Source organism: Microbacterium sp. AR7-10, from assembly GCF_001878835.1.
GTDB classification, from domain to species: Bacteria; Actinomycetota; Actinomycetes; order Actinomycetales; family Microbacteriaceae; genus Microbacterium; species Microbacterium commune.
In genome coordinates, this window is record NZ_MJIR01000033.1 from 1 (window position 1) to 20,270 (window position 20,270).

Sequence of the window (20,270 nt, forward strand, 5' to 3'; positions counted from 1 at the left end):
GCGTCCGGCCCCGCCTGCTTGCCCTGGCGGTACGGCGGCAGGGCGGCGATCTCGGGACGGATGCGGGGCAGGGTCGGCTCGGTCACGGGATCAGTCTAAGAGCGGCCGTCGCCGTGCAACGCCGCCGTCCCGTCCCTTCGCGCAAGAGCGGATGCGTGACAGGATCAGCACATGCGATTCCTCATCCGCGTCGTCATCAACGCCTTCGCCGTCTGGGTCGTCACGCTGATCTCGGTTCTCGGAGTCGGCATCCGGCCGTTCGCCCCTGGCGGCGACCTGCAGGTCGCGCTGACCCTGCTCGCCGTCGGTGCGGTCTTCGCGCTGGTCAACTCGATCATCGGCACGGTGATCCGCATCGTGGCGTTCCCGCTGTACATCCTCACGCTCGGCCTGATCTCGTTCGTCATCAACGGCCTGCTGCTCTGGATCACCGCGTGGATCACCAGCGCGTTCAGCTGGGGGCTGACCGTCGAATCGTTCTGGTGGGGTGTGGTCGCGGCTTTCCTGATCTCGGTCATCAACGCGATCCTCGGCGGCATCCTGCGACCGCAGGAGAAGAAGAAGCGCCGCTGATCGGCGCACCCGCCCTGGGCTCACGGCCGCGTCGCCTGGAACTCCATACGCTCGACCGAGACGATGTCACCGGCCTCCGCCCGGAGACTCGCGTGCAGACTCCTCACGCGCGCGTCACCCGAGGCGTCCGCCCGGGAGATCGTCTCGTCGTAGGCATCGCGGAAGTGCGAAGGAACCGAGCTGAGCTCGTTCTTCGTCGCGTACTCGCGCGAGACGGTGATGCTCTGCGGCGATCCGGTCGCATGTGCCGGGCCGCCCGCGGTCAAGCCGGCGCCGACCGGGTCGTCGGTGTGGAAGATGCGGATGAGGGTCTGATCCGCGCCCAGTGACGGCACGGCAGGGCTCCCGACGATCATCACCCGGGGCGTCTGGTACATGCCGCTCATCGCCACGGCCCCGGCGATCGCCGCGCCCTGCGAGTATCCGACCAGGTCCACGCGCGCCCCCTCCTCCGCACCCGCCAGCCGGAGCGCCTCGACGGTCGCCGCGTACGCCGCGCTCTGCTCGCGGTCGACGTAGAGGTCCCAGTTCGATCCCATGTCCCACGGGTCGCTGCCGCCGCTGGTCATTCGGCGCGTGCCGTCGATGTAGGCGACGAATGAGACCGCACCACCGGCGTGGGTGCGCTTCTCGACGGCGACCTGTGCTGCGCCGCCGGGCAGACGCGTGACGAGCTGCGTGAGCGTCACGGCCGATCCCGTGACGGATGACGTCGACACCCGCCGGACGGCGACGGGCGGTGCGGCCCCCGTGATGACGGTGCCGCGCGGGACCGTTCCGGCCGCCGCCGTGCCGTCGCGGAGCATGCCGACGAGCATCCGCATCGGAAGCGCGGCGTGCATGCTGTAGGCGCCCCACGCGATCGAATCCAGCGACTGGTCGAAGAGGCCCGTCGTGGATGATGCCTGCCACGTCGAGGTGAGGGTGAGTGCCATGGTGTCCAGCTGCTCGTTCGAGGCGAGCAGCTCATCGATGCGGGTCTGCAGGCGGTCGGCTTCTGTCGGCCGCCTGATCGAGAGCATCTCCTGCTCGGCGCGCAGATCGGCCAGTTCGAAGGCATCCGCCATGATCGCCGTGCCCGCGGCATCGGCGGCGAGATCCGCACTCTCGTCTGCGAGCCTGTGCGCCGTCACCCACAGCGCCGACAGATCGATGCACGTCGGCGCGCTGCGCGTCGCGGCGAGCACCCGGTGCGCGCGGCGGACGCTCTCCCCGGCGTCGGCCAGCCGCGCGGCCACCGCGGCCATCCGATCGGACACCGCCCGCATCTGGTCGGGGTCGACGGCGATCGCTCCCCCGCCGGTGATCTGCAGGTCGCCGCTCATGTGATCCCCCGGAGGCAGTCATCGCGATGCGCGACGACCTCCGCGCTGTGCGCGTCGGCCTCGCGGCGTCGTTCGATGAGCGAGGCGCGCAGGATCTCGACGGCATCCGCTCGCCAGTGGGAGTCGGCGATCAGCCGCGACAGCTCGATGCGCACCTGCGTGAGCGTGTCGAACGCATCGTCGAGCAGGCGCACGCCGCCGAGGAGGGCGGCCATCTCGTCAGCCGACGATGCGCCGGGAGGGGTGATCGTGAGCATGTCTCCAGGGTGCGCGGCTCTGCGCGCCCTGACCCCCGCGAATCCCGGCAGCTGTGCACAAGTCGACAGGATCCGCGATTGGGGACGGAGGTGGTTGCGGGCACAATGGTGTGATGACCGACCCGGATCCCTTCCGCGTCATCTTCGTCTGCACAGGCAACATCTGTCGCTCCCCGATGGCCGAAGTGGTGCTTCGTGCGCTCTCCGCGCAGAACGGGCTCGGCGCGCGCGTCATCTCGCGCAGCGCCGGCACCGGCGACTGGCACGTGGGCGAGCGCGCGGACGGTCGCACGCTCGACGCCCTCAGTCGGCGCGGACTCGACGGGTCGCACCATCGCGCCAGGCAGTTCAGCGCTGCAGCCTTCTCGGAGAACGATCTGATCGTCGCGCTCGATCGCACCCACGAGCGCATTCTGCGGGCCTGGGCCCACAACGAGGACGATGAGGGCAAGGTCACTCTGCTGCGCGCGTTCGACCCGCACGCGTCGAGCATGGACGTGCCGGATCCTTACTACGCCGGCCCTGCGATGTTCGATTCGGTGCTCGGTATGATTGAGACCGCCACCCGCGGCCTCTTCGCCCAGCTCGAACCGGCTGTGCGGGCATCCCATCGCCGTCTCGCGTGACGCGGGACCCTGAGCAGGAGGACCTGCCCTGACTTCTCTGCCCTCGCTCCCGACCCAGCCGCTCAGCCCCCTCGACGGTCGCTATCAGGCCGCCGTCTCCGGCCTCGCCGACTACCTGTCCGAGGCAGGGCTCAACCGCGCCCGCGTCGAGGTCGAGGTGGAGTGGCTGATCGCGCTGACCGACCGGTCGCTGTTCGAGACGTCGCCGCTGGCGGATGCCGATAAGGAGCGACTGCGCGCGCTGTACCGCGACTTCGGTCAGGCCGAGATCGACTGGCTGGCCGAGAAGGAGGCCGTCACGCAGCACGATGTGAAGGCCATCGAGTACCTCGTGCGCGATCGCCTGCAGACGCTGGGCCTGGATGCCATCGCCGAGCTCACCCACTTCGCGTGCACCAGTGAGGACATCAACTCCGCCTCCTACGCCCTCACCGTCAAGCGCGCCGTCGAGCAGGTGTGGCTGCCCGCCCTCGACCTCGTGATCGCGAAGCTGCGCGAGCTGGCCGTCGAGCACGCCGACGCGGCCATGCTGTCGCGCACGCACGGACAGCCCGCGACCCCGTCGACCATGGGCAAGGAGCTCGCCGTCTTCGCATGGCGCCTCGAGCGCGTGCGCGGCCAGATCGCGGCATCCGACTACCTGGCGAAGTTCTCCGGCGCGACCGGCACGTGGTCGGCGCACCTGTCGGCCGATCCGGATGCCGACTGGCCCACGATCGCCCGCGAGTACATCGAGGGCATGGGCCTGGGGTTCAACGTGCTCACCACGCAGATCGAGTCGCACGACTGGCAGGTCGAGCTGTACGACCGGGTGCGCCACGCCGGCGGCATCCTGCACAACCTCGCCACCGACATCTGGACGTACATCTCGCTGGGCTACTTCGCGCAGATCCCCGTCGCCGGCGCGACCGGTTCGTCGACGATGCCGCACAAGATCAACCCGATCCGGTTCGAGAACGCCGAGGCCAACCTCGAGCTGTCGGGCGCGCTGCTGAACTCCCTCTCTCAGACCCTCGTCACGAGCCGTCTGCAGCGCGACCTCACCGACTCCACCACGCAGCGCAACATCGGCGTCGCGTTCGGGCACTCGCTGCTCGCGCTCGACAACCTGCGCCGCGGGCTGAACGCGATCTCGCTGCGCCGCGAGGTGCTGCTCGACGACCTCGACCACAACTGGGAGGTGCTCGCCGAGGCCATCCAGACCGTCATCCGCGCCGAGGTGGTCGCCGGCCGCTCGACGATCAGCGACCCGTATGCGCTGCTCAAGGAGCTCACCCGTGGTCACCGCGTGGGCGCGGCGGAGCTGGCGGAGTTCGTCGGGAAGCTCGAGATCGGGGATGCCGCGAAGCAGCGCCTGCTCGCGCTGACTCCGGCGACGTACACCGGCATCGCCGAGCGCCTGGCTCGCTGAGCCCGGTCACACCGCGTCGGGGTCGGGCACGCCGTCGCGGGGCATGAGGACCGCCGCGAGCAGGGTCAGCGCCGCGAAGACGGCAGCGCCGACGAACACCCACGTCGACGCCCAGACGACCGTGGCGGCGTCGCCCGCACCCTCGCCCGCGTCGAGCAGCGAGTTGGAGATGGCGCCGAGCACGGCCACGCCGACCGCGCTTCCGGCCGACCGGGCGAAGCCGTTCATTCCCGTGACGGCCGCCCGCTCTCCCCAGCCGACCGCGGCCTGAGCGCCGATCAGCGTCGGGGCGGCCGTCCACCCCAGCCCGAATCCGAGCACGAAGGCGACGACCGCGAACAGCAGCGGGTTCGGCCACGGCGCGATGAGCACCAGGCCGGCCGCCGCGACGGTTGTGATGGACATGCCGATCAGCACCGTGCGCCGGAATCCGATGCGCAGATACAGCCTGCCGACGAGGGATGCCGCGAGCGGCCAGCCCATGCTCAGTGCAGCGACCGCGAGGCCGGAGACCAGGGGGATGGCCCCGCCGGCGCCCTCGAGGTACGCGGGCCCGAAGGTCGTCACGCCGACGGTGAGCGCACCGACCCCGAAGGCGACAGCCGTGCAGGTGAGGATGAGCCGCCGGGTGATGAGCGCGAAGTCGATGATCGGCTCGGCTGCGCGCTTCTCGACGAAGGCGAAGACGACGAGCAGCAGCCCGCCCCCGATGAAGCAGATCGCACTCTGCCACGACAGCCATGCCCAGGCGCTGTCGCCCTCGAGCAGTCCGAGGATGATCCCCGTGAGGCCGAGCGTCAACAGCACCGCGCCGAGGTAGTCGATGCGGTGCCGGTGCCGTTCCACCTGCTCGTGATACCTCGTCACCAGCATCCATCCGGCCAGCAGGCACAGCGGCACGTTGATGAAGAAGATCCACCGCCAGGCATCCAGCTGGGCGAAGATGCCGCCGAGCGACGGGCCCACGACCGACGAGATCGCCCAGACACTGGCCATGTAGCCCTGCACCTTGGCCCGCTCGCCGACCGTGTAGATGTCACCCACGATCGTCATGGCCATCGGGCCCACGGCCCCGGCGCCGAGACCCTGCACGACACGGAACAGGATGAGCGTGACCATGCTCCACGCGAACCCGCAGAGCACCGATCCCGCCAGGAACAGGCCGATCCCGATCAGGATGATGGGCTTGCGACCGATGGTGTCGGCGAAGCGCGAGTAGATCGGCACGCTCACCGCCTGCGCGAGGAGGTAGACCGAGAACAGCCACGGGAACAGCTGGTAGTCGCCGAGATCTCGCACGACCGTGGGCACCGCGGTGGCCAGGATCGTCGTGTCGATCGCGATGAGCCCCGTGGCGAGCATGAGCGCACCGAGCACGGGCCCGCGCTCCGATCGCAGACCGACGGAGGCGCGATCGACGGAGACGGTCATGACAGGGCCAAGGCGCCGCGTGGCGGATGTATTCCCGCCGAGGGTGGATCGACGGCGCGAAGTGACGGATGCTGGAGGGCACACGCGTGAGAGGAGCGGCCGATGAGACGACGCGTCGCACCGGCGCTGGTGCTCGGCGCTCTCGTTCTCGCGGGCTGCTCGGCCCCCGGCATCCCGACCCCGCCCGCCGTCGACCCGACCGACACGGCGAACACCGAGCCGATCACGCTCGTGTCGGGGCTGGCGGCGCCGTGGTCGGTGGTGCGCCTCGACCGCGGCGGGGCGCTGATCTCGCAGCGCGACGGCGGCGAGGTGCTCGAGCTGACGGCATCCGGAGACCTGCGCGAGGCCGGGATCGTGCCCGGTGTCGTGTCGGGTGGCGAGTCGGGCCTGCACGGCCTCGCGCTGCTCGTCGATGGCGAGACGCGCTGGCTGTACGCCTATCACGGTGCGGCGGACGACAACCGGGTCGTGCGGATGCCGCTGACCGGCGAGCCCGGCTCGCTGACGCTGGACGTCGACGCGGCCGAGGTGGTGGTCGCCGACATCCCGCGGGCATCGAATCACGACGGCGGGCGGATCGCCTTCGGACCGGACGGGATGCTGTACATCGCCACCGGCGACGCGGGGCAGCGTGATCGTGCTCGGGATCGGGACTTCCTCGGCGGAAAGATCCTGCGGGTGACGCCGGAGGGCGAGCCGGCGCGCGGCAACCCGTTCGGCACAGCGGTGTACAGCCTCGGCCACCGCAACGTGCAGGGACTCGCGTGGGGTGATGACGGCACCCTGTGGGCGAGCGAGTTCGGGCAGGACACGTGGGACGAGCTGAACCGCATCGAGGCGGGCGGCGACTACGGCTGGCCCGACCACGAGGGGTTCGGGCGCGCCGACGACACGATCGATCCGGTCGCCGTGTGGGCGCCAGACGAAGCGAGCCCCAGCGGCATCGCCGTGATCGACGACGTCGTGTACGTCGCTGGTCTGCGCGGTGCGCGGCTCTGGCTGTACGACACGACGACACCGAGCATCGAACCCTGGGCGGTCTACACCGGCCGATTCGGCCGGCTCCGCGACGTGGTCGCCGGTCCCGGCGGCACCTTCTGGGTGCTGACGAACAACACCGACGGTCGGGGATCACCGGGGCGCGACGACGATCGGCTGCTGCAGCTCACGCTGCCGGAGGGATGAGGCGGGTCAGGATGCCGTGGCCGGACCGTCGCCGCCATCACGACGCTCGCCGCTCCGCGGTGCGCCGGTCTGGCCGCTCTCGGGGGCGGACGACGACGGGTCGTGGTCGAGGAGCACCGGGCGATCGATGGTCCTGGTGACGTCTGCGGGGTCGACCGCGAGCATGAGCATGGCGAGCCCGAGGAGGGTGACGATGAACGAGGCGCCGCCGATGACCAGTCCCAGGCCCAGCGGGGTGAGGCCCTCGTAGGTGCCCTTGGCGATGGAGAGGTTCACGCGCTCGGTGAACGCCCCGGTCGAGACGAGGGTCACGACGGTCGCGAAGACGCCGGCGGCGAGGGCGATGCCCACGAGGTGCAGCGGGCGCAGGATCTCTTTGCGCGTCGGCTTGTGGTCGGTCATGCCTCTCCTCCGTGGTCGGCCAGGCGGTCGGCCCCGGCAGTCGTCTCGCTCGTCGTCGCGGTGCTCGTCGCGGCGGGTGCGAGCCCCGCGATGCCGAGGAACACCGCCACGATCGCGGCGTAGCCGCCGAACAGTCCCACGCCGATGATGATGCCGGTGAGCGACATGGCGTGCCCCTCGACGGCGTAGTTCTGCACGAATCCGACGGGCACGATCAGCAGCAGCGCGGCGAGCAGAAGCCCCAGCCCGCCGACCGTGATCGCGTCGCGAGAGCCCTCCTGGCCCCGCGACCGGATGCCCGAGATCAGCTCGACGAGACCGGTCAGCGCCGCCCAGGTGATCACGAGCACGAAGAACAGCGCGTCCGTGCGCCAGGTCGGGATGCTCGCGGCCATGCCGAGGACCAGGGTGATCGCGCCCATCAGCACCGAGGGCCAGCGCTGGCCCGGGCCGTGGACGATGATCGCGGCGACGATCAGCACGAGGGACGTGACGATCGCGAAGCCGCCGAACACCGCCAGGCCGACGGCGGCGGAGTGATCGGGAGAGAACGTGATCATGAGGGCGGCGACGGCCGCCATCAGTGCGCGAGCGAGCTGCACGGTGCGCGCGGTGAACGGGCGCACCGCAGCGGGGCGCGCGGTGCGCGAGCGGGAAGCGGCGGGCATGACAGTCCTCAGATCGGTGACCCGACCAGTCTACGTCGCGCGACCCCTGCACCGCCTCGACGGTGGTGGGGCCGCCGCGCGGGCCGCGCCGCGGGCATCCGCGATGGCATCCGGGGTCACTTCGGTACGGCGACGCGTGCGAAACCGTGCCTGATCGACCTCGCAACGCCGAGTCGCCTCAGCGTCGACCGGGCCCGGATCAGGAGGCGACGCGGACGGTCTCGGCGCCCGCCCGAGCCGGTGCGCTGCGCCCCGTGATGCGCGCCGCGGCCGGCTTGGCCGTCCCCGGCACGGCATCTGCGGGGGCGGCTGCGGCGGCCGGCGCGGCGCGCGGCCTGCGCGCCGCCCGCAGCAGCACTCGCCCGAGCACGCCGACGACGAAGGCGGCGGCGAGCGCGCTCAGCGAGACGACCACCGGGGTCCACACCGTGGCGAACGATGCGCAGAGGCTCAGCAGCGCACCCAGGATCCAGACGCCGGCGGCGCCGCCCGCGAGCCCAGCCGACCCCCGTGCGAAGGCGAGAGCGAAGATGAGTGCGCAGACCACCGCCAGAACCGCGCCGGCGTTGCCGATGGGCACGAGCACGGATGCCAACATGTTGGCCACTGCAAGACTGGACATTCCCCGACCCCCCGGTCATCCGCACGCCGCATCGCGGCGTGCTCGTGTCAGCCAGGTTACGCGCGGAGATCCGGCTTGTGCGTCAGCCAGGGGAACGATTCGGCATCATCCTGAGGGATGACGCGTGAACGGCTCGTGACGGCCCGATTCCGCGCCGTCCGCACCTCTCGGCGGCGCGCGCTCAGCGCAGGCGGCGCCCCCTCCGGGGCAGGCGCAGCGAGCTCAACCGGCCCGAGACCACAGGCACGGGGGCGGTGAACACGGCATCCACCGTCCGCGACCCCTCCGACGGGCCGATCACCGGCATGGGCGTGGTCAGCGTGGTCTCGACCGGTTCGACGGGCAGCCTGCCGAACCCGCGATGGGCGGAGACGTACGCCGGCACGAGGATCACGACGGCACCGATCCAGGCGAGCGGATTGCTGAGGGCGACGCCCGCGAAGTCCCACACCGCGCCCAGCGCGACCGCGGCGATCACACGCGCGACCAGCTCGACCACACCGGTGATGGTGGGAATGGCGACCCGGCCGACACCCTGCAGCACGCCGCGCAGCACGAACAGCACACCGAGGGCGGCGTAGCTGACGCCGTTGATGATCAGCATCTGATGGGCGAGGTCGACGACCCGATCGGATCCGTCGCCGACGAACAGGCGCACCACCGACGCACCGAACGCGATCATGATCACGCCGAGCAGCACCGAGGTGATGATGGCCATCCACAGCGCCTGGACCGTGCCCCGGCGGATGCGGTCGGGGCGGCGGGCGCCCAGGTTCTGCGCGGCGTACATCGACGAGGCCAGCCCCAGCGAGGCGAGAAGGGCGACGGCGAGGCCGTCGATGCGGGATGCGGCGGTGTACGCGGCGACGGCGTCGGCGCCGAGCGTGTTCAGCGCCACCTGCACCGCGAGGGCGCCGATCGCGATGATGGATGCCTGGAATCCCATCGGCAGGCCGAGTCGCAGGTGCTCGAGCGCGTCGGCGCGGCGCACCTTCCAGTCATCGCGGTGCACGTGCAGCACGGGCAGCTTCCGCCACAGGTATCCGAGGCAGAGCAGAACCGAGACGGCCTGCGCGATCACCGTGGCCAGGGCCGCGCCGGCGACGCCCCAGCCCAGCGGGCCGACCATGAGGATCACGAGACCGACGTTCAATCCGCACGAGATGGTGAGGAACACCAGCGGCGTGGTCGAGTCGCCGATAGCGCGGATGATGGCCGCCAGGTAGTTGAAGAACATGATCGTGCTGCCGCCGATGAACGTCACCTGGGTGAAGGTCGTGGCCTCGGCGAGCAGCTCGGACGGCGTCTGCAGCAGCTCGAGGAACGGGCGCGCGATGAGCGGCCCGAGCACCGTGAGGATCAGGCTGGTGACAGCGGTGAGCAGGGTTCCCGTGGCGACCGAGCGGCTCACCCCGCGGGCATCCCCGGCGCCGAACGCCTGCGCGGTCGGGATAGCGAACCCGCTGGCGAGACCCCACGCGAAGCCGATGATGAGGAAGATCAGGCTGCCGGTCGCGCCGACCGCAGCGAGCGAGTCGACGCCGAGCTGTCGCCCGACGACGATCGTGTCGACGAACTGGTAGAGCTGCTGCACGACGTTGCCGATGAGCAGGGGCACGGAGAAGAGCAGGATGACGCGCCAAGGGCGCCCCGTGATGAGGGTGGTGGCCATGATGATCCGGGGGAACGAGGGATGCCGGCAAAAAGACGGCGGCACCGTGGATCGTCACGGCGCCGCTCGGACAGTCTATCGAATCGTTTCGAAACGGTCGAGCCGCAGCCGCATATTTCTTTCCCTCCGTCCACGCCAGGGGCTTGCCTGCGATCGGGCCGGTTGGGTAGTCCGGATGCATGACACGCCTACGTCGAAGCGACCCGCACGCCCCGGGCATCCGGCGGATGCGTCACGGTCGCGGCTACCGGTTCCTGACGGCGGACGGCACCCCGGTCGACGATCGGGCGATGCTCGAACGTCTGCGCGCCCTCGTCGTGCCGCCCGCGTGGACCGACGTGTGGATGTGCCCGCATGCCAACGGGCACATCCTGGCGACGGGAATCGATGCCGCGGGCCGACGGCAGTACATCTACCACCCCGCGTGGCATGAGCGGATGGCGCGCGAGAAGTTCGATCGCATGCTGCAGCTCGCCGAGGTGCTGCCGAGCGCCCGCCGTGGGGTGACCCACGATCTGCGCACCGACGGCTTCGGCCGGCCGCGACTGCTCGCGGGTGCGTTCCGGATGCTCGACTCGGCCCTGCTGCGAGTGGGATCGGAGCAGTACGCCAAGGCGCACGGCAGCATCGGGCTGGTCACCCTGCGCGGATCGCATGCCAGGGTGCGCGGCGGCCGGGTCGTCGAGCTGCGCTTTCCCGGCAAGAGCGGCCAGCCCTGGGAATCCGAGGTCGATGACGCCGACCTCGCGATGCTCATCTCCGGGTTGAAACGCCGCGGCAGTCGCTCGCTGCTGCTCAGCTGGCAGGACGACACGGCCCGTGCCGCCGCGTGGCACCCGCTCCGCGCCGCCGAGATCAACGACGACGTCCGGCTGCGCACCGGCGGCGATTTCACGGCGAAGGACTTCCGCACGCTGCACGGCACCATCTCGGCTGCCGTCGCCCTGGCGCAGATCGGCCTGAAGCCCACCGCGACTGCGCGCTCGCGCGCCGCCGCCCAGGCCGTGCGCGTGGCAGCATCCGCCCTGGGCAACACTCCCGCCGTGGCCCGTGCCAGCTACATCGACCCGCGCGTGTTCGACCTGTACGACGAGGGCGTCGTCGTCGACCCGGCGCGACGGGTGGAGGGCCAGCTGGTGACGCTGTTCGGCTGACGGTGAGGCGCCGGCATCGGTGCTGCAGGAGCATGATGGTGGTGTGGTCGACATCCTCTCCGCACTCACCGAGATGCCCGAGCCCCAGTACGTCGAGGTCGGCGACGGCGTCGCTCTCGCGACGTACTCGTGGGGTGACGCGAGCGGGCCGACGGTCGTGCTCGTGCACGGGTTCGCATCGAGCACGGCCGACACCTGGGTGCACACCGGCTGGGTGCGGATGCTCGAGCGCGAGGGCTTCCGGATCCTCGGCATCGACCAGCGCGGTCACGGCGCGAGCCAGAAACCGCACGACTCGGCCGGTTACACGGTGCGCAGCCTCGCGCGCGACGTCGAGTCGGTGCTCGACACGTTCCTCATCGACGAGGCCCTGTACGTGGGCTATTCCCTCGGTGCGCGGGTCGGCTGGCAGGTCGCGCTGGACCTCGGCGACCGCATTCCGCGCGCGGTGCTGGGCGGCGTGCCCGACGGCATCCCGCTGGATCGGCTCGACACCGACCAGGTGCGCCGATATGCCACGGACGGCACGCCCGTCGCCGATCCGGTGACGCAGAGCTACATCACGCTGGCCGAGCGGGTGGCGGGCAACGACATGCACGCCCTGCTCGCCCTGGCCGAGGGCATGCGCGATTCGCGGTCGATCGACCCGGATCCCGCGCACGCCCCGCAGCAGCCGGTGCTGTTCGCGACCGGAGCGCTGGACGGGGTGCTCGAGGGCTCGCGGCGGCTCGCCGAGGCAGCCCCGCAGGCCACGTTCTTCGAGATCCCCGGCAGACATCATTTCAACGCCCCGGGGGCGAAGGCGTTCCGCGTCGCGGCGCTGGAATTCCTGCGGGGCTGAGGCTCAGCGCCGCTCGCCGCGGGAGCGGGCCATGAGCGCGCGGATGACGACGAAGACGATCACCGCGACGACGGCGACGATCGCCAGCTTCGCGATGAACCAGATCAGCGAGAACAGCACGTTCACGATCCAGAACGCGATGACGACCGAGACGACGACGGCGACGATGGTCCACAGGGTGCTCTTGGTCATGCCTCCAGCCTAGAAGAAGCGTCTAACGTGTGATGGTGACCTTCGACGGCCCGCTCTCGGCATCCGCGTACGAGGTTCTCGGTGTCACGCCCCAGGTGAGCGACGACGACCTGCGCCGCGCCTACCGGCTGCGGCTGCGCCAGTCGCACCCCGACACCGGGGGCGACGCGGCCGTCTTCGTGCGCGTGCAGCGGGCCTGGGAGCTGGTCGGCACCTCGGCCGCGCGCGCCGCCTACGACCGCGGGAGGGGGACGACGTCCTGGGCTGCGCGTCCGTCGACTCCGGGCGCGACGGGCACCCGCCCGCGCGGGCGCTCGCACGGGCAGGCGGGCGCGTGGCGCCGTCGCCGCTACCGTGAGCTGCTCGCCGAGCAGCTCGGTCACGAGGCGACGGATGCCGAGGCCTACGACCCGCTCGTCGTGCACGCGGCATCGTGGCAGGCGCGTCGGATGCTGGCCGACGCGCTGGCGGAGGAGGCCACGGCCACGGCGATCGACGAGCTCGGCATCGGGTTCACGGCGTGGTATGACGTCGCCACCGGCGAGGACGAGGAGGGGAAGCTCGATCACGTCGTGCTCAGCCCGACCGGGTTGTACGGCCTCCGGTCGGAGGACTTCGGCGGACCGGTGCGGTTCCGTCAGGGCGAGGTCATCGGCAGCCACGTCGGCGGCGCCGCCCCCATCGGCGACCTGCTCGCCCGCATGCGGATCGTGGCGCGCGCTGCACGCGTGCGGTTCGGCGGGGCGATCCTCATCCTTCCCGATGACGACCTCGACGACGCGATCACGCCGCTCGGCTCCGTCAGGGGTGTGCCGGTCGTGGTCGTGCGTCGCAGCGCGCTGCGCTCGGTGCTGCGCGCCGGAGTGCCGGGAGCGCGCGTGCTCGGCGGCAACGAGGCGTTCGACGTGCGAAGCCGATTGACGCACACGGTCCGCGTGCTCTCGCCGTGAGGCGCGTGAGAAGCCGCGCGCGCCCGCGCCCGGGGCTGCAGCGAGGGTTACGGTGAGAGCGTGGATGCCACCGACCCGCTGCCCGATCGACCCGCGCCCGACGCCCCTCGGGGCAAGCTCGTGCTGCTGCGCCACGGCGAGACCGAATGGTCGCGCACCGGCAGGCACACGGGTCTGACCGACATCCCGTTGACCGCCCACGGTGAGGATCTCGCCCGTGCGGCCGGTGAGCTGGTGCAGGGGTACGACTTCCGCCTCGTGCTCAGCTCGCCGCTGCAGCGGGCGCGCCGCACGGCCGAGCTCGCGGGGCTGGATGCCGGCATCGACCCCCTGCTGGTCGAGTGGGACTACGGCGGGTACGAGGGGCGCACGACGAAGGAGATCCGCGCGGAGCTCGGCTACAGCTGGACGACGTTCACCCATGGGGTGATCCGCGGCGAGACGCCGGGCGAGACCGTCGAGGAGGTCGCCGCACGCGCGTCGCGTGTGCTGACCCGCGTGCTGCCGGCGATGGCATCCGGAGATGTCGCCCTCGTCGCGCACGGCCACTATCTGCGTATCCTCACGGCGGTGTTCCTGCGCCAGGCACCACGATTCGCCGCGTCGATCTCGCTCGACGCGGGCTCGGTGTCGGTGCTCGGATTCGCGCGCGAGCAGCCGGCGATCCTCGCCTGGAACCACGGGCCGCACCTGCCCATGGAGCCGGCGGAATCCTGATGCGAGAGCGGATGCCAGGAGCAGACCACGATGTCATCGTCGTAGGCGCGGGCCTCGCCGGCCTGCGGGCCGCGACGGTGCTGGCCGAGGCGGGTCTGGACGTGCTGGTGCTCGATGCCTCCGACGCCGTCGGCGGTCGGCAGCGCACCGACCGCGTCGATGGCTTCCTCCTCGATCGAGGGTTCCAGGTGCTGAACCCCGCCTATCCGTCGGTGCGGCGCTGGGCCGACGCGACGGCCCTGCGACTGCAGGCATTCCCGGTGGGGGTGCGGGTACGCCGCGACAGCGCAGCCGGAGTGGGCGGGTCGACGCTGGTGACCCTGGCCGATCCTCGCAGGCATCCGCTGTCGATCGGCGAGACTCTTCGCAGCGGACTGGTCCGCCCCGCGGACGTGATCGCGCTCGCACGCTGGGCGGCCCCGGCCCTGCTCGCACCGACGCGGCTGCGTCGCCGCGCGGCGGCCGGGCACGACACGTCTGCGCGCCAGAGCTGGGACAGTGCGGGGCTGCGCGGCCCGCTGCGCACAGAGGTGGTGGAGCCGTTCCTCAGCGGGGTCCTCGCCGACGCACGCTTCGACACCTCGAACGCCTTCACCCGGTGGCTGGTGCGCATGTTCCTGCTGGGCACGCCCGGACTGCCCGCCGAGGGTATCCAGGCGCTGCCGGAGCAGCTGGCGCGGAAGGCCCGCGCGGCGGGCGCCGAGATACGCCTCGGGCATCGCGTCGATCGCGTCCGCCCCGCATCGGATCACGTCGAGGTCGATGCGGCGGGCGCGGATGCCATGAGGGCCGCCGCCGTCATCGTCGCAGTGGGCCCCGAGCGCCTGACCGCCCTCACGGGCGTCGACGCGCCGCCCACCCGCGGGCTGCAGACCTGGTGGTTCGCGCCCGAGGCCGCGCCGGCGGCATCGGGCATGATCGCCGTCGATGGACGCCGATCAGGGCCCATCGTCAACACCGCGGTGATCTCGCACGCCGCCCCGAGCTACGCGCCCGCCGGCAGGCATCTGGTCCAAGCCACATGCCTCCTCGGCCCGCAGGTCGTGGCCGGGGAGGTCGAGGTGCGTCGACAGCTGGGCGAGATCTGGGGCACGGATGCGACGCGCTGGCCGCTGCTGCGACGCGACGACATCCACCACGCGCTGCCTGCCCAGCACCCGCCGTTGCGGGCCGAGCCCACGCGGGTGGTCGATCGCCTGTACGTCGCCGGCGATCACCGGCAGAGCCCCTCCATCGACGGGGCGCTGGTGTCGGGTGATCGCGCGGCGCGCGTCCTGCTGGCCGACCGCGGCGTGTGACGCGACATTATTGAAGCGTCAACTGCTCCCGGTACCATCGCCGCATGAGCACATCACGATCGTTCACCGACGAGGAGCGCCGCACCTGGGCACCGCTCACGGCGGTGCTGGAGCTGCTGCCCAGTCGGATCGACGCGCAGCTGCTGCGCGATGCGGGGCTCACGCACTTCGACTACGCGACCCTCTCGATGCTCGCGCTCGCTGACGGCCGCCGCATGCGCATGACCGCACTCGCGACCGGCGTGAACGCGTCGCTCTCGCGCCTCTCGCACGCCGTCAGCCGGCTCGAGAGCCGCGAGCTCGTGCGCCGCGTCGCGACCCCCGACGACGCCAGGGCGACCACCGTGGAGCTCACGCCGGACGGACGTCGCAAAGTGATCAGCGCGACGCCGGAGCACGTGAGCACGGTGCGCTCCCTCGTCTTCGACGCGCTCGATGACGAGCAGCGTCGCCAGCTGCATGAGATCACCGTCACGCTGCTGGCCCGACTCGACCCCGATCAGCGGATGCTGGCCAGCCGGATGAGCTGACCACGCCGACCGACTGAGGCTCGGGAGTCGGTGCGAGGCGCGCCTGTCGGAGTCATCGCGCGAGGACCTCGTCGACGTCGGCGCCGGGCAGCGCGAGGGTGACCTGCGTGCCCCACGGGTCGGAGACGATGACGGAGCGGCCGTCGTCGGCGAACGGCAGCCGGTGTTCGCGCAGCCGCGCGATGAGCGCATCGAGGTCGTCGCGCCCGGGAACGGTGATCGCCACGTCGCCGAGGCCGAGCCCGGCAGCGCGCGGTCCCGCACCGCCGCTGTTCCACGTGTTCATCGCGATGTGGTGGTGATAGCCACCTGCCGACGCGAACAGGGCTCCGGGATAGCTGGCGACCGTCGTCTCGAATCCCAGCGCGTCGATGTAGAAGGCGCGGGCCGTGGGGATGTCCCCGACCTGAAGGTGCACGTGGCCGACCCTGCCCGCGGTCATGGCCACGCTCCGCAGCGTGTCGTCGTCCAGGTGCTGCCGAAGGTAATCGTTCGGATCGAGGTGGAGGGTCGCCATCTGCAGCTCACCGTTCTCGTAGCGCCACTCGGAGCGATCCCGGTCGACGTAGAGCTCGATGCCGTTGCCCTCCGGGTCGGTGAAGTAGAACGCCTCGCTGACCAGGTGGTCGCTCGAGCCGGTGAAGGAGCCGCGCTGATCCTGGGCGGCGCGCAGCACGACCGCAGCGAGCGCGGGCGCATCGTCGAACAGGAACGCGGTGTGGAACAGCCCGGCCTGGCGAGGATCGACGGGCGGGAGGCCGGGCGTGCTGATCAGTCGGACCATCGCCACGCGGCCGCGACCGAGCACACGGTGCACCTCGGCGCCGCGGGTCCTCTCCTCGATCGGCTCCAGGGCGAGGGCGTTCGCGTAGTACGACGACATCGTCTCGAGATCGCCGACGCGCAGCGAGACGGCATCCATATCGGTTGCGGGGTCGAGCACGCGGCCCGCGGCGGACGCGTGCTCGGTGCGGGAATCGCTGGTGCTCATATCTGCCTCCGTGGGACTGTTGTTGAACCTACAACTAAACGCCCCGGCGATTCATTCCCGCGGTCAGCCCGCCGATCCCGCCAGCGGGATCACCCGCGGCGCCTGCCCGGCACCGGCGACGACGAGGGCTCGCGTCGCGGTGAGCGCGTGCAGCCGCCGCACGATCTCGTCGGCATCCGCCTCCGTGGCGGGAGTGCGATCGTCGGATGCCTCCCACAGCGTCACCCGCACGCCGCCCAGCTCGCGGATGCGCTGGGCGAGCTGCTCGGATCCGCGAGCGGCGACCAGCACCACGCGCTCGACGCGCGGTGCCCTGCTGGTGGGCGGCGCGATCGCTCGATCGCGTCGCCAGACGACGAAGTGGTAGATGAAGACGAGCACGGTCGCGCTGAGCAGCCCGAGCGGAGCGCGGATGCGCTCGATGAGTCCGCCCTGCATGCGGGAGGCGCCACCGGCCGCGAGCAGCACCTCGAACAGCCGGAAGCCGATGAGCAGCAGGGTCACCAGCGCGACCACGGCGCTGGCGCCGAAGACGACCACCAGGTAGACGCGGCGCGCGATGTCTCCGGACTGCTCTTCGGTCACCGCGCGACCAGGACGCCAGGTGCCCCACCACGCCGCCGTGCCCACCACGAGCGCACTGAGACCGCCCAGCAGCAGGGTGCGCGTGTCGTCGGCGAGCAGCGTCGCGTCGAGCTCGGCGAGGAGAGCGTTGACCACGACTCCGAAGCCGCTGGCCGCGCCGATGAGAGCTACCCCGGACACGGCCAGCCGCGCGGCGCCGCGAACCCGCGGACCGCGCGCAGACAGCATTCGCGCATGCGCGTCGCAGATGATCGCGCCCACCAGGGCGGCGCCGGCGGCCGCACCGAGCGGCGACAGGATCTCCGCCGCGGGATCGTCGTCGAACAGCAGCCGCAGCAGGGTGAGGAGCACGGTGCCGATCCCGAAGAGCGCGGCCCCGGCGGAGCCCGCCACCACGATCACCAGCAGCACGCGGGCGAGAGCATCGGGCGTGCCGGATGCCTGCTCCCGCGTCCAGTGCCACCACCACACCACCGCGCCGACGGCCGCCCAGACCAGCGGCTGCAGCACCGCGGTGTACCACGGTCGCGAATCGAGCAACACCGGCGCGACCGGCGCGAGCGCCTGTGAGATCAGCGCGGCCAGCGCGGAACCGGCGCCGACCGCCGCCACGACGAGACCGAACAGCGCCGACAGCTCGACGCTGAGCGCCGGCAGGCGCGTCGGCGCGGTGACCGGACTGCGACGCATCCGTCGATGCCACACCCACACACCTGCCCAGACGACTGCCCCGGCCGCCTCGCTCGGCCGCCACTCCCCCTCGATGCCCGCGGCGATGGCGGATGCCGCGAGCGCGACGGCGAAGATGAGCGATGTCAGCGTCATCGCCGCCAGGTACACGGACCACACGAGCGAGGAGCGCTCCAGCGGCTCGGCCAGTCGGCGGCGCTCCCAGCGCCAGACGAGCACCGCGAGCGGGGCACCGATCAGGACGAAGGCGAGTGCCCTGGCGAGCCCGGCGGTGTCGGTGACGAGCACGGAGCCGAGCCCGATCACCCGCTCGAGCAGACCCGCCACGCCGACCGCGGCGATCGAGACGAGCGCGAAGAGCAAGGCGAAGACGATGAGCCTCCGCACCACCGCGACGGTCATGGCTGCACCTTCTCGGCGCAGATCCGGAACTGCCAGGGCGTCGTCACGAGCTTCCAGTCGCCATCGACGCGTTCGAGGTCGAACACCTCCTGGTTCTGGTACTCGTCGGGCCCGAAGGGTCCGCCGCCGACGACCTCGGAGACGATCACCTCGACCCGTGCCGTCGTGTCGCGCTCCGTGCTGCGCAGCAGCGTGATGCGGTAGTCGGCCGCGCCGGTGTCCCACCGCTCGCACTCCTCGGCTGACTCGGGGACCAGATACGCCAGTGCGGCGGCGGAGTCGCCATCGACGACCGCCTGCGCGTACCGCTGCACGACGCCCTCCGGGGAGTCGGCGGGGTACACGCTGTCGCCGTCGCGGGTGAAGATCGCGACGAGCGCCACGGCGACCACGACGACCACGACCGCGATCAGGCCGAGCATCACCGGACTCCATCGCCTTGACTGAGATCGCGGGCTCGCCGCATCGACTTCGTTCATGTGCCCATGGTGGCGCATACGACCTCGGCGGTACAGGGACCTTAGGCTCATGGCATGAGCCTGTTCCGCAGAGAGCGATCGGCGCACGTCCAGCTCGATCAGCCGACGATCGAACCCCGCGCGACGCGTCCCCCCTGGAGCCTGTGGGCAGACGGGTTCGGTCGCCTCGGCATCCGCTCGATCCAGATCCTGCTGGTGGTCGCCGTCGCCGCAGGCATCGTGTTCGTCATCCGGTACCTGACGCTGGTGACCATCCCCCTGGCGATCGCGCTGATCCTCGCGTGCGCCTTCGCCCCGGCGATGAACTGGCTGCGCCGCCGCCGCGTACCCGACCTCGCCGCGACCATGATCACGCTCTTCTCGATCGTCGCGGTGCTGACGGGCCTGAGCTGGATGATCGTCTGGGCCGTGCGGGATCAGTGGGACGACCTGTACTCGCAGGCGCAGCAGGGCATCGACCATGTGATCGAGTGGACGGACACGCTGCCGTTCCAGCTGTTCACCCCGCAGCAGATCGAGGAGTGGACGAAGACGCTCACCGACTTCGTCACGAGCGCGCAGTTCGGCTCCGGCGCGCTCGCCGGTGTCAGCGCGGTCGCGAGCTTCGTCACCGGTTTCGTGCTGCTCGTCACCATCCTCTTCTTCTTCCTCAAGGACGGCCCGCAGATGTGGGAGTTCCTGCTGCGACCGTTCCACGGCGAGGGCGAGCGCCGCGCGCGCCGGATCGGACACAAGACCGTGGGCGTGCTCGGCTCCTACGTGCGGGGTACCGCGACGGTCGCCCTGGTCGACGCCGTCGGCATCCTGATCGGCCTGCTCATCCTGCAGGTGCCGCTCGCCGTGCCACTCGCCGTCCTCGTCTTCCTCCTCGCGTTCATCCCGATCGTCGGCGCGACGCTCGCCGGCGTGCTGGCGGCGCTCGTCGCCCTCGTCGCGAACGGCTGGGTGAGTGCCCTGCTCGTCGTCGCCGTCGTCGTGCTGGTCAATCAGCTCGAGGGCAACCTGCTGCAGCCGGTGCTGATGGGACGCACGATGAAGCTGCACGCGTTCGTCATCCTGGTGGCCCTGGCGGTGGGAACCGCCCTCAGCGGACTGATCGGCGCGGTGCTCGCCGTGCCGGTGACGGCCGCGGTGTGGGGCATCATCCAGGTGTGGGACGGTGAGAACCTGCCCGCGAAGTGGGCGCGGCGGAAGCCGCGAGAGCCCCGCGCCGCGCAGAGCACCGCGGTCGAGGTCGCCTGAGGGCGATCCCGCGCCACCCGGATC

22 protein-coding genes are annotated in these 20,270 nt (G+C 71.1%); 11 read left to right on the forward strand and 11 right to left on the reverse strand.

Features of this window, described 5'->3' with window-relative positions; genetic code table 11:
* Nucleotides 1-171: 171 nt before the first annotated feature.
* A complete protein-coding gene (locus BFN01_RS02430; protein ID WP_071641169.1) occupies nucleotides 172-573 on the forward strand; it encodes a phage holin family protein in 402 nt (133 codons plus the stop codon).
* A 20-nt stretch (nucleotides 574-593) separates the two neighbouring features.
* Here BFN01_RS02430 and BFN01_RS02435 read toward each other — a convergent pair whose 3' ends face one another.
* Both BFN01_RS02435 and BFN01_RS02440 read right to left on the reverse strand, forming a co-directional pair.
* The gene (locus BFN01_RS02435; RefSeq protein WP_071641171.1) at nucleotides 594-1,898 is read right to left on the reverse strand and encodes a hypothetical protein; all 1,305 of its coding nucleotides are present in this window, start codon (nucleotides 1,896-1,898) and stop codon (nucleotides 594-596) included.
* Complete coding sequence (locus BFN01_RS02440) at nucleotides 1,895-2,155, reverse strand: hypothetical protein (RefSeq protein WP_071641173.1); 261 nt, start codon at nucleotides 2,153-2,155, stop codon at nucleotides 1,895-1,897. Before BFN01_RS02440 ends, BFN01_RS02435 begins: the two co-directional genes overlap by 4 nt.
* Nucleotides 2,156-2,268: 113 nt before the next feature.
* On the opposite strand from BFN01_RS02440, the gene BFN01_RS02445 reads away from it, so the two are divergent.
* Nucleotides 2,269-2,781, forward strand: coding sequence for a low molecular weight protein-tyrosine-phosphatase (locus BFN01_RS02445; RefSeq protein ID WP_071641175.1), 513 nt, complete (start codon nucleotides 2,269-2,271; stop codon nucleotides 2,779-2,781).
* Between the two features lie 37 nt (nucleotides 2,782-2,818).
* Nucleotides 2,819-4,192, forward strand: a complete 1,374-nt coding sequence (gene purB, locus BFN01_RS02450; protein ID WP_071641177.1) for an adenylosuccinate lyase — start codon at nucleotides 2,819-2,821, stop codon at nucleotides 4,190-4,192.
* Between the two features lie 6 nt (nucleotides 4,193-4,198).
* On the opposite strand, the gene BFN01_RS02455 is transcribed toward purB, so the two are convergent.
* Entirely contained in the window at nucleotides 4,199-5,623 is a 1,425-nt protein-coding gene (locus BFN01_RS02455; RefSeq protein WP_071641179.1) for an MFS transporter, read from the reverse strand.
* Between the two features lie 102 nt (nucleotides 5,624-5,725).
* Between BFN01_RS02455 and BFN01_RS02460 the strand changes: the two genes are divergently transcribed.
* Complete coding sequence (locus tag BFN01_RS02460) at nucleotides 5,726-6,811, forward strand: sorbosone dehydrogenase family protein (protein WP_071641181.1); 1,086 nt, start codon at nucleotides 5,726-5,728, stop codon at nucleotides 6,809-6,811.
* A gap of 6 nt (nucleotides 6,812-6,817) precedes the next feature.
* Here BFN01_RS02460 and BFN01_RS02465 read toward each other — a convergent pair whose 3' ends face one another.
* The 4 genes from BFN01_RS02465 to BFN01_RS02480 form a co-directional block, all read right to left on the reverse strand.
* Nucleotides 6,818-7,213, reverse strand: coding sequence for a hypothetical protein (locus BFN01_RS02465; RefSeq protein WP_071641183.1), 396 nt, complete (start codon nucleotides 7,211-7,213; stop codon nucleotides 6,818-6,820).
* Nucleotides 7,210-7,881: an acyl-CoA synthetase gene (locus BFN01_RS02470; protein WP_071641185.1), complete on the reverse strand. Its 672-nt coding sequence runs from the start codon at nucleotides 7,879-7,881 to the stop codon at nucleotides 7,210-7,212. The genes BFN01_RS02465 and BFN01_RS02470 overlap by 4 nt, the downstream gene beginning before the upstream one ends.
* Before the next feature lie 199 nt (nucleotides 7,882-8,080).
* Nucleotides 8,081-8,488: a hypothetical protein gene (locus BFN01_RS02475; RefSeq protein ID WP_071641187.1), complete on the reverse strand. Its 408-nt coding sequence runs from the start codon at nucleotides 8,486-8,488 to the stop codon at nucleotides 8,081-8,083.
* 196 nt (nucleotides 8,489-8,684) lie between these two features.
* On the reverse strand, nucleotides 8,685-10,175 hold the full coding sequence (locus BFN01_RS02480) for an MATE family efflux transporter (RefSeq protein WP_071641188.1): 1,491 nt from the start codon (nucleotides 10,173-10,175) through the stop codon (nucleotides 8,685-8,687).
* Between the two features lie 179 nt (nucleotides 10,176-10,354).
* Here BFN01_RS02480 and BFN01_RS02485 point away from each other — a divergent pair, with 179 nt between their 5' ends.
* Nucleotides 10,355-11,329, forward strand: a complete 975-nt coding sequence (locus BFN01_RS02485) for a DNA topoisomerase IB (protein WP_071641190.1) — start codon at nucleotides 10,355-10,357, stop codon at nucleotides 11,327-11,329.
* A gap of 73 nt (nucleotides 11,330-11,402) precedes the next feature.
* A complete protein-coding gene (locus tag BFN01_RS02490) occupies nucleotides 11,403-12,170 on the forward strand; it encodes an alpha/beta fold hydrolase (protein ID WP_071641302.1) in 768 nt (255 codons plus the stop codon).
* Between the two features lie 3 nt (nucleotides 12,171-12,173).
* Here the strand turns inward: BFN01_RS02490 and BFN01_RS02495 are convergent, their stop codons facing one another.
* Nucleotides 12,174-12,362 (reverse strand): hypothetical protein, encoded by a 189-nt coding sequence (locus BFN01_RS02495; protein WP_071641192.1) that lies wholly within the window; start codon nucleotides 12,360-12,362, stop codon nucleotides 12,174-12,176.
* A gap of 32 nt (nucleotides 12,363-12,394) precedes the next feature.
* Here BFN01_RS02495 and BFN01_RS02500 point away from each other — a divergent pair, with 32 nt between their 5' ends.
* The 4 genes from BFN01_RS02500 to BFN01_RS02515 are packed head-to-tail and all read left to right on the forward strand — an operon-like array spanning nucleotide 12,395 to nucleotide 15,857.
* Nucleotides 12,395-13,312 carry a DnaJ domain-containing protein gene (locus tag BFN01_RS02500; RefSeq protein ID WP_071641194.1) on the forward strand — a complete coding sequence of 306 codons (918 nt, stop codon included), beginning with the start codon at nucleotides 12,395-12,397 and terminating at the stop codon, nucleotides 13,310-13,312.
* 60 nt (nucleotides 13,313-13,372) lie between these two features.
* A complete protein-coding gene (locus tag BFN01_RS02505; RefSeq protein ID WP_071641196.1) occupies nucleotides 13,373-14,029 on the forward strand; it encodes a histidine phosphatase family protein in 657 nt (218 codons plus the stop codon).
* Nucleotides 14,030-14,040: 11 nt separating this feature from the next.
* Nucleotides 14,041-15,327: an NAD(P)/FAD-dependent oxidoreductase gene (locus BFN01_RS02510; RefSeq protein WP_071641304.1), complete on the forward strand. Its 1,287-nt coding sequence runs from the start codon at nucleotides 14,041-14,043 to the stop codon at nucleotides 15,325-15,327.
* A 44-nt stretch (nucleotides 15,328-15,371) separates the two neighbouring features.
* Nucleotides 15,372-15,857 carry a MarR family winged helix-turn-helix transcriptional regulator gene (locus BFN01_RS02515; protein WP_071641198.1) on the forward strand — a complete coding sequence of 162 codons (486 nt, stop codon included), beginning with the start codon at nucleotides 15,372-15,374 and terminating at the stop codon, nucleotides 15,855-15,857.
* 52 nt (nucleotides 15,858-15,909) lie between these two features.
* Here BFN01_RS02515 and BFN01_RS02520 read toward each other — a convergent pair whose 3' ends face one another.
* The 3 genes from BFN01_RS02520 to BFN01_RS02530 form a co-directional block, all read right to left on the reverse strand.
* Nucleotides 15,910-16,848, reverse strand: a complete 939-nt coding sequence (locus BFN01_RS02520) for a VOC family protein (RefSeq protein ID WP_071641200.1) — start codon at nucleotides 16,846-16,848, stop codon at nucleotides 15,910-15,912.
* 63 nt (nucleotides 16,849-16,911) lie between these two features.
* Nucleotides 16,912-18,525 (reverse strand): DUF5671 domain-containing protein, encoded by a 1,614-nt coding sequence (locus BFN01_RS02525; RefSeq protein ID WP_071641202.1) that lies wholly within the window; start codon nucleotides 18,523-18,525, stop codon nucleotides 16,912-16,914.
* Nucleotides 18,522-19,004: a hypothetical protein gene (locus tag BFN01_RS02530; RefSeq protein WP_071641203.1), complete on the reverse strand. Its 483-nt coding sequence runs from the start codon at nucleotides 19,002-19,004 to the stop codon at nucleotides 18,522-18,524. Before BFN01_RS02530 ends, BFN01_RS02525 begins: the two co-directional genes overlap by 4 nt.
* 54 nt (nucleotides 19,005-19,058) lie before the next feature.
* Between BFN01_RS02530 and BFN01_RS02535 the strand changes: the two genes are divergently transcribed.
* Nucleotides 19,059-20,246, forward strand: coding sequence for an AI-2E family transporter (locus tag BFN01_RS02535; protein WP_071641205.1), 1,188 nt, complete (start codon nucleotides 19,059-19,061; stop codon nucleotides 20,244-20,246).
* The last annotated feature ends 24 nt before the right edge of the window (nucleotides 20,247-20,270 follow it).

Excerpts from the sequence above, each read along its gene's own strand:
- BFN01_RS02430 (WP_071641169.1), top strand. The coding sequence starts at position 172 with ATGCGATTCCTCATCCGCGTCGTCATCAACGCCTTCGCCGTCTGGGTC.
- BFN01_RS02435 (WP_071641171.1), bottom strand. The coding sequence starts at position 1,898 with ATGAGCGGCGACCTGCAGATCACCGGCGGGGGAGCGATCGCCGTCGAC.
- BFN01_RS02440 (WP_071641173.1), bottom strand. The coding sequence starts at position 2,155 with ATGCTCACGATCACCCCTCCCGGCGCATCGTCGGCTGACGAGATGGCC.
- BFN01_RS02445 (WP_071641175.1), top strand. The coding sequence starts at position 2,269 with ATGACCGACCCGGATCCCTTCCGCGTCATCTTCGTCTGCACAGGCAAC.
- BFN01_RS02455 (WP_071641179.1), bottom strand. The coding sequence starts at position 5,623 with ATGACCGTCTCCGTCGATCGCGCCTCCGTCGGTCTGCGATCGGAGCGC.
- BFN01_RS02460 (WP_071641181.1), top strand. The coding sequence starts at position 5,726 with ATGAGACGACGCGTCGCACCGGCGCTGGTGCTCGGCGCTCTCGTTCTC.
- BFN01_RS02465 (WP_071641183.1), bottom strand. The coding sequence starts at position 7,213 with ATGACCGACCACAAGCCGACGCGCAAAGAGATCCTGCGCCCGCTGCAC.
- BFN01_RS02470 (WP_071641185.1), bottom strand. The coding sequence starts at position 7,881 with ATGCCCGCCGCTTCCCGCTCGCGCACCGCGCGCCCCGCTGCGGTGCGC.
- BFN01_RS02480 (WP_071641188.1), bottom strand. The coding sequence starts at position 10,175 with ATGGCCACCACCCTCATCACGGGGCGCCCTTGGCGCGTCATCCTGCTC.
- BFN01_RS02485 (WP_071641190.1), top strand. The coding sequence starts at position 10,355 with ATGACACGCCTACGTCGAAGCGACCCGCACGCCCCGGGCATCCGGCGG.
- BFN01_RS02490 (WP_071641302.1), top strand. The coding sequence starts at position 11,403 with ATGCCCGAGCCCCAGTACGTCGAGGTCGGCGACGGCGTCGCTCTCGCG.
- BFN01_RS02495 (WP_071641192.1), bottom strand. The coding sequence starts at position 12,362 with ATGACCAAGAGCACCCTGTGGACCATCGTCGCCGTCGTCGTCTCGGTC.
- BFN01_RS02500 (WP_071641194.1), top strand. The coding sequence starts at position 12,395 with ATGGTGACCTTCGACGGCCCGCTCTCGGCATCCGCGTACGAGGTTCTC.
- BFN01_RS02510 (WP_071641304.1), top strand. The coding sequence starts at position 14,041 with ATGCCAGGAGCAGACCACGATGTCATCGTCGTAGGCGCGGGCCTCGCC.
- BFN01_RS02515 (WP_071641198.1), top strand. The coding sequence starts at position 15,372 with ATGAGCACATCACGATCGTTCACCGACGAGGAGCGCCGCACCTGGGCA.
- BFN01_RS02520 (WP_071641200.1), bottom strand. The coding sequence starts at position 16,848 with ATGAGCACCAGCGATTCCCGCACCGAGCACGCGTCCGCCGCGGGCCGC.
- BFN01_RS02525 (WP_071641202.1), bottom strand. The coding sequence starts at position 18,525 with ATGACCGTCGCGGTGGTGCGGAGGCTCATCGTCTTCGCCTTGCTCTTC.
- BFN01_RS02530 (WP_071641203.1), bottom strand. The coding sequence starts at position 19,004 with ATGAACGAAGTCGATGCGGCGAGCCCGCGATCTCAGTCAAGGCGATGG.
- BFN01_RS02535 (WP_071641205.1), top strand. The coding sequence starts at position 19,059 with ATGAGCCTGTTCCGCAGAGAGCGATCGGCGCACGTCCAGCTCGATCAG.